The organism is Bradyrhizobium sp. LeoB3 (genome assembly GCF_055456055.1).
This window is the reverse complement of record NZ_JBVBEF010000100.1, coordinates 19,507-27,146: the sequence shown is the minus strand read 5'-3', so window position 1 is coordinate 27,146 and position 7,640 is coordinate 19,507. Positions and strand designations below refer to the sequence as shown.

The following is a 7,640-nucleotide window of genomic DNA, read 5'->3' as shown; positions in this document are numbered from 1 at the left end:
AAATAAGGGCATTTGGCCGACGGCGAACAGAATGTAAATCGGTCGCGGGCGCAGACTTTAAGCTCGCAATCGAGCGCCGCTGGCTGGGGCTGCACGAGAGCGGCACCTACGTGAAGATCACGCTGGAAGGCGCCGAGCTACACGGTTAGCTCTCAACTCCATTACCAGGACCCGAAATGATGGGCAGCCTGCACAGAGGAACATCAAGCGTCCTGCTGCGATTGATCCCTATAACCTGACACAGGAAGATCCAAATGGCAGTAGAGTCTCGCGAGACAGTCAATCTGATCGGAAGCGACAAGGTCGAAGGCACGGCGGTTTACGGCGCCGAGAATAAAAAGATCGGAACTATCGAACGCGTGATGATCGACAAAGTTAGCGGCAACGTCTCTTACGCTGTCCTGAGCTTTGGTGGCTTCCTTGGCATCGGCGATGATCACTACCCGCTGCCATGGCAATCGTTGAAATACGACACGAACCTAGGCGGCTACGTTACTGGGATCACCGAAGACCAGCTTCGCGGGGCTCCAAAGTATCGTGATGAGAATGCGTGGAACTGGAGTGATCCGGCCGCCGGACGCATGGTGAACGAATATTATGGCGTTCCTGTCGTTTGAGAGGCGGGACCGGCCGACCTATGCGAGTTGGCCGGTCACCTCTCCGGCTCCTCGCGTTTGTTCTCGCCGTCCTCATCTTTTCGGACGACATCTTGGTCCTTGTCGTTCGTCCTGGGGCGCGGAGGCGACTTGGGCATGCCCGCCTGGCCACCGTGTTTGCCTCCTCGGTCTTGGATCCCCTCCAAGTCATTTTCCTTGGGCAAGAGTCCATCTCCTCCTGGCGGCGCTAACGCGCGAGCCGCCGCTCTACTTTCCGTCGGCCGTTGCCGACCTTCTTCACCGCTTTCTTGACTGCGGACGACGATCGGCCCGTCTTCTTCGACTCGTAGCTAACCTCATGCCGCTGGCCGCCGGCGACTCGCGCGCGGTCCTGCTTGCGACCGCGTGATGTCTCCTTCTTCGCTTTCTTTGCCATAGGTTCCTCTATCGACCTTCCCGCAACGCAGCTCGACTCAAGAAAGTTCGGCTATCCGGATTATCGTGTTGAATCGCAGTCAAGGGTATCGAGCTGGTATGTGTAGATTCTATGGCTGCTTCTTCCGCCAAGAGGAAGCGTCCAAAGCCGTCCCCGTCGGAGATGAAGAAGCAGTTCAGTCGATTCCGAGCAACGCAGCCAAGCGCTCGCGCACTTCGGTGAGCACGACGTCAGGTGCTCGTCCGGCATGCTGGATCGGTCGTTTCTCCCACGAGATGCTGCGGGGCTGGTCAGCCAGCACGACGCCGCGGAAGCTGGCGCCGTCGGGCAGCTTGGCCTCGAAAGGATAGTCGCGTACGCGGCTGGTGATTGGGCAGATCACGCAAAGGCCGGCTGCAGCATTGTAGTTGTGCGGTGATAATACGATTGCTGGCCGTCGACCACTTTGTTCGTGGCCGGCCGTGGGGTCAAGATCGATCCAGATGAAATCGCCGGCCTCCGGACAGTAGTTACCAGACTTCGTTGCCAACGGATTGCCCCCAATCAACCTCTTCATGACGGTTGTCCGGCGTTATGCCGGCAACCAGCTTGTCGAGTGTGTAGCGACGCTTGCGCCGGGCCGACCGCGCGATCTCAATCACAAGTCTACCGTCGCTTACGGTCATTTCGGCGGCCTTGCCGTCGCTGGCGCCGATTTCATCAGCGAATGCTTTTGGCACGCGCAGCGCCAGGCTGTTGCCCCACTTCTGAAAGGCCACCTTCATGTTCGGACTCCGGCATTGATGATACAATGTAGATACAGGCCAGGAGTAGGTCAAGCGGTGTGTGCGCCCGGACGAGGGAACAAGGCCGGAAAACGATAGTGGCCCCCAACACGGGCAAACTCAAAGAGACAACCGGTGCCCCGCGGCGTGGCGCACATAGGCTCTTGAGACGCCCTATTCTGAAGCACAACAACAAGGTTGCCACGCCGATCGTAACGCAGCGAAAGACGCTGGAGATCGGCGGAATGCGTAATGACGTTGTTTGCGAGATGGATCCAACCGACGTCAGAGGTGTAGTCGGTCGAAGGAGGGTGTGGCGCAACAGTCGGCGAGATGGGGCCGGAAGAACCAGGTGTACTCATCGTGCCCAGAGCACGCGTTTATGATTTGGTTCCGGTCTGCGAACTCCCATACGGGCCCGCAGCTCCATCGCTGCATCATCAGAGGCCGGACAGATGGCAGCATCCGACGACGTGCCGATCTTCTTCAAAAACCGCTTGCATCTCGCGGGGCGTCCACAGATGAGGACACGCCCTACCCTGACCGCGCGGGGAGCGCTTCCGATGAACTCGAGCACTGCCCGTCCCTTGGACGTGATCCTCCAGCCGCCGCTTGTCCGCTCGACCAACTCGGGTGAAAAGATGCCGAGATCCGGAACTCGCGCGGCGGGGCGCTTGGTCCGGTCCGCAGATTATTCGACCGTCCGCCGCAACCGGATGACCGGCATAGCAGAACTGCCGATCAGCCCGTCCGGCAGGTGAGCGCGCCGTCGACCGGGAGCAGCACGCCGGAGATATATTTCGCGTCGTCCGATGCCAGAAACAGCGAGGCATGCGCCACATCCCAGGCGGTGCCCATCTTGCCCATCGGCACCATGGCGTCGCGCCTGGCGATCATGTCGTCGACGGAATCATAGACATGCTTGTAGGGCTCGACGATCATCGGCGTGTTCATCAGGCCCGGGAGAACCGCGTTGCAGCGAATCCCCTTCGGCGCGTATTCGACCGCGACCGCACGGGTAAAGTGATTCACGCCGGCCTTTGACGAGTAATAGGAGATCATCGGCACGCTGATCGTCGTGATCGATGCGACCGACGACACGTTGACGATCGCGCCGCCGCCCTGCCGTACCATCTCGGGCAGCACGCGCTTGCAGGTCAAGAAGAACCCCTTCAGGTTCACGGACATCACGCGATCCCAGCTCGCCTCGTCGATATTCTCGGGACCGCCGGGTTCGGCGATGCCGACATTGTTCTGCAGGATGTCGATGCGGCCGTGACGAGTAACGGCGGTGCCGACAGCCACATCGATGTCCGCCGCCGACGTGATGTCGGCGCGCAGCGCGCTGGCCTTGCCGCCCTCGCCCTCGATGATGGCGACGGTACGCTCGGCCGATGCGAGATCGCGGTCGACGCAGATCACCGTCGCGCCTTGGCGGGCGAAGAGAACGGCGGTGGCCTTGCCGTTGCCCCAGCCCTCACCGACGCAGCCGGCTCCCATCACGAACGCGATCTTGTCCTTGAGCCGCTGCGACATCCTTGCTTTCCCTGTTACCGGTTTCAGTTCTTTTCGTACAGCGTCACGACGGCCGCGCCGCCGAGGCCGAGATTGTGCTGTAGCGCGAGCCGCGCGCCGTCGACCTGCCGCGCCTCGGCGGTGCCACGCAGCTGATGGACGAGTTCGTAGCACTGGGCGAGGCCGGTCGCGCCGAGCGGATGGCCCTTGGAGAGCAGGCCGCCGGACGGATTGGTGACGAAACGCCCGCCATAGGTGTTGTCGCCGTCGACGACGAACTTTTCGCCCTCGCCCTCGCCGCAGAGGCCGAGCGCCTCGTAGGTGATGAGTTCGTTCTGAGCGAAGCAGTCGTGCAGTTCGACGACATCGACATCGTCGGGCGCGACGCCGGCCTTTTCGTAGACTTTTTCCGCCGCCGACTTCGACAGGTCGAAGCCGACCACCCGCATCATGTCGCGGGTCTCGAAGGTGCTGGGACGGTCGGTCGTCATCGCCTGCGCGCGAATCCGGACCTTGTCGTTGAGGTTATGGCGCTTGGCAAAGGCCTCAGAGACCAGCACGGCGGCGGCGGCGCCGCAGGTCGGCGGGCACGCCATCGAGCGCGTCATCACGCCTTCCCAGATCACCGGCGCCTGCATCACGTCGCCCTCGGTCATCTCCTTGCGGAACAGCGCCAACGGGTTTTTCGAGGCATGGCGGCTCGCCTTGGCGCGGATATTGGCAAAGGTCGAGAGTTGCGTGCCATACTTCTCCATGTGCTCCTTGCCCGCGCCGCCGAAATAGCGCAGCGCCAGCGGAATCTCGCCATGGCCGACCAGTTCATCGGTTACGCGGTCGAACTCCGCGAATGGCGACGGCCGGTCTTCGAAGATCGAGCCCAGCGCGCCCGGGCGCATCTGCTCGAAGCCGACGGCCAGCACGCAATCGGCCGCGCCGCTCTCGACCGCCTGGCGCGCCAGGTACAGCGCAGTCGAACCGGTGGAGCAGTTGTTGTTGACGTTGACGATCGGGATGCCGGTCATGCCTACACGATAGAGCACCTTCTGGCCGGCGCTGGAGTCGCCGTAGACGAAGCCGGCATAGGCCTGCTCGATGGCGTCGTAGCCGAGCCCGGCATCCGCCAGCGCCAGCTTCACCGCCTCCTCGCCCATCGCGTCGTAGGGCGCCGAAGCGCCCGGCTTCGCGAACGGGATCATGCCGACGCCTGCAACGATCGTGGTCATTGTGCGCTCTCCTTGTTTCCTTCGCCGATTATGCGGCCGTTTCGCTTTCGATGATCTTCCTGATTTCGGTCTTGAGGATCTTGCCGTAGTTGCTCTTCGGCAGGCTCGGCAGGAAGCGGTAGGACTTCGGCCGCTTGAAGCGGGCGATGTGCTCGATGCAGAAGGCGTCGAGTTCTTCGGCCGTCACCGGTGCCGACGACGCCACGAAGGCGATGACCTCCTCGCCCCAGTCCGGATGGCGGCGGCCGATGACGCTGACCTCCGTCACGGCGGGATGGCGCAGCAGCACCTCCTCGACCTCGCGCGGATAGATGTTGGAGCCGCCGGAGATGATGACGTCCTTGGAGCGGTCCTTCAGATAGAGAAAGCCATGCGCATCGAAGGTGCCGATGTCGCCGGTCCACAGCCAGCCGTCGCGCAGCGCCTGCGCCGTCGCGGACGGGTTGTTCCAGTAACCGGCCATCACGACGTCCCCGGCGACGATGACCTCGCCGTTCTCGCCCGGCGGCCTGTCGTTGCCTTCGGCGTCGACGACGCGGACGGCGACGCCGGTGCGCGGAATGCCCACCGACGATAGCCGGTCATCGAGACGGCCGTCGCCGCTGTCGAGGTGCATGTGCGGCGGCAGATAAGTGATCGTGCACGGCGACTCGCCCTGGCCATAAGCCTGCCACAGCCGCGGGCCGAGCACCGACAGCGCTCGCTTGAGATCCTCGACATACATCGGCGCGCCGCCGTAGAAGATGTGATCGAGATTCTCCACCTTCAGATCCGCCAACGACGGCGATGTCACAAGCCGGTTCACCATGGTCGGCGCGGCGAAGAACGAACTCCCCGGATAGCGATTGATCAGATCGACGATCTCGCCCGGCTCGAATCCGCCGCTCTCCGGCACGACATTGGCCGCGCCGCGCACAAGATGCGCCAGCGCGAGCAGACCCGCGCCATGCGACAGCGGCGCCGGGTATAGCGAAGCGTCGGTCTCGTCGACCGGCCCGATGTCGGCAAGAAAGCTCATCGTCATGTTGTAGAGGTTGCGATGGGTCAGCATCGCGCCCTTCGGATAGCCGGTCGTGCCGCTGGTGTAGAACAGCCACGCGATGTCGTCGGGCTTGGCCGAGGCCGGCCGCAAGTCCGGAGGCGTCGTCGCGAGCATCGCGCGATACGCCTCGCCGTCGACATCGACGACATTGCCCGGCTGCGAAAGTCCGCCCTCGATGTCGGTGAACAGCACCGAGGCCGCGCAATTGTCGATGATATAGGCGAGCTCCTTCGGGTGCAGCTTGGCATTGATCGGCGCCACCGCCAGCCCTGAGAACCAGGCGCCGAACAGGATCTCGAAATACTCGGGACGATTCGACAGGAAGACGCCGACCCGCGAGCCCGGCGCTAAGCCCTTGTTACGCAGCGCGGCACCGAGCGCGGCGCTGCGCTGCAGAAGCTGCGCGTAGTTGTGAACGGTCTCGCAGCCGAGGCAGACCGCCGGGCGGTCTGCGAACGCCTTCGCCGCATTGGCGAGTACCATGGCGATGTTCATGGGCTTTTCCCTGTTCAGATCGCGCGCGTGCGTCCCTTCCAGAAGGTCTCGCGGATATCTTTCTTGCGGACCTTGCCGACCGGGCTGCGCGGCAGGCTGTCCCAGAATTCCACCGACTTTGGCGCCTTCACGCTGCCAAGCTTCTTCTTGCAGAGCGCGATGATCTCGTCGGATTCGGCGCTCGCGCCGTCTTTCAGTTCGATGACGGCCTTGACCGCCTCGCCCCATTTCTCGTCGGGCACGCCGATCACGGCGCAATCCTGCACCGCGGGGTGCCCCCAGATCACCTGTTCGATCTCGCTCGGATAGACGTTGAACCCTCCCGAGATGATCATGTCCTTCTTGCGGTCGACGATATAGACGTAGCCGTCCTCGTCCTTGAAGCCGATGTCGCCGGTGTGATGCCAGCCGAAAGTGGATACCTCTGCGGTCGCTTCGGGGTTCTTGTAGTAGCCGGGCATCACCAGGTTGCCGCGCACCACGATCTCGCCGCGCTCGCCGGTCGGCATCAGGTTGCCGTCATCGTCCATGATCTCGACAGGCGTCAGCAGCGTCGGACGGCCGCAGCTCGCCAGCCGCTTCTCCTTGTCGGGATCGCCGATCACCAGATGCTCCTGCGGCGACAGGAAGGTGCACAGCATCGGCGCCTCGGCCTGGCCGAAGGTCTGCGACATCACCGGTCCGAAGACGTCGAGGCACTCCTTCAGCTTGTCGACCGACATCGGCGCGGCGGCATAGATGAAGTGTTCGAGCGAGGAGAAATCATGCTGCTTGATGCCGGGATGCGCGAGCAGCATGTAGATCGCCGTCGGCGGCAGGAACATATGGGTCACGCCTTCGGTCTCGATGGCGTTGACCACCTCGGCGGCGTCGAAGCCCGGCAGGATGATTTGCGTCGCGCCAACGGCCATCAGCATGATGCCGACGCCGCCTGCTGCATGGGTCATCGGTGCCACGATCAGATGGACCGGCGGCTTCTTCACCGGCATCGAGGTGAAGAAGTTCGAGATCATGGTTTCCCAGACCAGGTGGGTCCAGAGCACGCCCTTGGGCCGGCCGGTGGTGCCGCCCGAAGAGAACACCGAGATCGGCGCGTCGCGATCCGCCGGTACGTCTGGATCCGTCTCGGGCGCATCCACTATCCAGTCCATCAGAAACGGCGCGTCGGCACCGGCCTTGTCGATGCAGATATAGTGGCGGACCTTCGGACACTCCTTGCGGAAGACCTGTACGTTGGCTTCGAATTCGCTGTGATAGAACAGCACCTCGACGTCGCAATTGTCGAGAATGTAGGCGTTGTCCTCCGCGGAGTTGCGAGCGTTGATCGGCACCCAGATACTGGCGCCGCGGATGATGCCCAGAATGCACTCGAAAGCCGTTGCTCCATTGGGGCAGTAGACCGCGGCCATCTGGCCGGGTTTCAGGCCGGCTGATGCAAGTGCGTTTGCGATCCGGTAGCTGCGCAGCTGTACCTCGCGGAAGGTACGCGAGACCGTCGCATCCTTCAGGCAGGTACGCGATGGATTGATGCTGACGCCGCGGTCGAAAAAATCGATCAGACGCATGAGT

8 protein-coding genes are annotated in these 7,640 nt (G+C 62.8%); 1 reads left to right on the top strand and 7 read right to left on the bottom strand.

The genetic code is table 11. The features are described 5' to 3' along the window. The first annotated feature begins 254 nt into the window (after positions 1-254). Complete coding sequence (locus ACZXDY_RS37440; protein WP_456646030.1) at positions 255-617, top strand: PRC-barrel domain-containing protein; 363 nt, start codon at positions 255-257, stop codon at positions 615-617. A gap of 226 nt (positions 618-843) precedes the next feature. Here the strand turns inward: ACZXDY_RS37440 and ACZXDY_RS37435 are convergent, their stop codons facing one another. From ACZXDY_RS37435 to ACZXDY_RS37405, 7 genes are all read right to left on the bottom strand, one after another. Next, a complete protein-coding gene (locus tag ACZXDY_RS37435) occupies positions 844-1,032 on the bottom strand; it encodes a DUF3606 domain-containing protein (protein WP_456646031.1) in 189 nt (62 codons plus the stop codon). A gap of 175 nt (positions 1,033-1,207) precedes the next feature. Continuing rightward, complete coding sequence (mazF, locus tag ACZXDY_RS37430) at positions 1,208-1,588, bottom strand: endoribonuclease MazF (RefSeq protein ID WP_456671265.1); 381 nt, start codon at positions 1,586-1,588, stop codon at positions 1,208-1,210. Further along, positions 1,542-1,796, bottom strand: a complete 255-nt coding sequence (locus ACZXDY_RS37425) for an AbrB/MazE/SpoVT family DNA-binding domain-containing protein (RefSeq protein ID WP_456646033.1) — start codon at positions 1,794-1,796, stop codon at positions 1,542-1,544. Before ACZXDY_RS37425 ends, mazF begins: the two co-directional genes overlap by 47 nt. A gap of 741 nt (positions 1,797-2,537) precedes the next feature. Then, on the bottom strand, positions 2,538-3,332 hold the full coding sequence (locus ACZXDY_RS37420) for an SDR family NAD(P)-dependent oxidoreductase (RefSeq protein ID WP_464348998.1): 795 nt from the start codon (positions 3,330-3,332) through the stop codon (positions 2,538-2,540). A gap of 23 nt (positions 3,333-3,355) precedes the next feature. Beyond that, positions 3,356-4,534: a lipid-transfer protein gene (locus ACZXDY_RS37415; protein WP_464348997.1), complete on the bottom strand. Its 1,179-nt coding sequence runs from the start codon at positions 4,532-4,534 to the stop codon at positions 3,356-3,358. A gap of 28 nt (positions 4,535-4,562) precedes the next feature. Then, positions 4,563-6,071 (bottom strand): AMP-binding protein, encoded by a 1,509-nt coding sequence (locus ACZXDY_RS37410; RefSeq protein ID WP_464348996.1) that lies wholly within the window; start codon positions 6,069-6,071, stop codon positions 4,563-4,565. A gap of 14 nt (positions 6,072-6,085) precedes the next feature. Continuing rightward, positions 6,086-7,636 (bottom strand): AMP-binding protein, encoded by a 1,551-nt coding sequence (locus ACZXDY_RS37405; protein WP_464348995.1) that lies wholly within the window; start codon positions 7,634-7,636, stop codon positions 6,086-6,088. Between the last annotated feature and the right edge of the window lie 4 nt (positions 7,637-7,640).

Bases quoted from the DNA above. Each gene is read 5' to 3' on its own strand.
- ACZXDY_RS37440 (WP_456646030.1), top strand. From the start codon at position 255: ATGGCAGTAGAGTCTCGCGAGACAGTCAATCTGATCGGAAGCGACAAG.
- ACZXDY_RS37435 (WP_456646031.1), bottom strand. From the start codon at position 1,032: ATGGCAAAGAAAGCGAAGAAGGAGACATCACGCGGTCGCAAGCAGGAC.
- mazF (WP_456671265.1), bottom strand. From the start codon at position 1,588: ATGAAGAGGTTGATTGGGGGCAATCCGTTGGCAACGAAGTCTGGTAAC.
- ACZXDY_RS37425 (WP_456646033.1), bottom strand. From the start codon at position 1,796: ATGAAGGTGGCCTTTCAGAAGTGGGGCAACAGCCTGGCGCTGCGCGTG.
- ACZXDY_RS37420 (WP_464348998.1), bottom strand. From the start codon at position 3,332: ATGTCGCAGCGGCTCAAGGACAAGATCGCGTTCGTGATGGGAGCCGGC.
- ACZXDY_RS37415 (WP_464348997.1), bottom strand. From the start codon at position 4,534: ATGACCACGATCGTTGCAGGCGTCGGCATGATCCCGTTCGCGAAGCCG.
- ACZXDY_RS37410 (WP_464348996.1), bottom strand. From the start codon at position 6,071: ATGAACATCGCCATGGTACTCGCCAATGCGGCGAAGGCGTTCGCAGAC.
- ACZXDY_RS37405 (WP_464348995.1), bottom strand. From the start codon at position 7,636: ATGCGTCTGATCGATTTTTTCGACCGCGGCGTCAGCATCAATCCATCG.